General features: G+C 63.9%; 1 protein-coding gene. It reads left to right on the top strand.

The window, feature by feature from the left end:
• A partial coding sequence (locus EN824_RS33985) for a hypothetical protein (protein ID WP_210236387.1) occupies window positions 1-332 on the top strand: 332 nt, incomplete at both ends.

The raw sequence follows: 332 nt of genomic DNA, 5'->3' as shown, positions 1-332 counted from the left end.
TGGGACTACTGGTTTATTGCTTCGGCGACTATGAGCACCCCCACCAAAATCGGGGATCTCGACATCTATGTCTGGGACGGCAAGGCCGACAGCCTCGACCGGGTCGCACGCTGGTTGGCCAGCTTCGACGTCGAGGTGATCCGTGCGGACGACATTGCCATCTCGCCTGAGCGCAGCGCGCAGCGGCCTTCGCTTGCGATCATCAGCGTTTCGGTGATCGACAGCGGTGCGCTGATCATGCGCGACTGGCAGGCGGCGCACGGCATTCCGGTCGTGTGGGTCGGCGCTGCGCCGCGCGACCACGATCCTTCCATGTACCCGGCCGAGTATTC

Source organism: Mesorhizobium sp. M8A.F.Ca.ET.181.01.1.1, from assembly GCF_004792025.1.
In the GTDB taxonomy this organism is placed as follows: Bacteria; Pseudomonadota; Alphaproteobacteria; order Rhizobiales; family Rhizobiaceae; genus Mesorhizobium.
The sequence above is the reverse complement of the archived record's forward strand: the minus strand, read 5'-3'. Positions and strand labels throughout refer to the sequence as shown.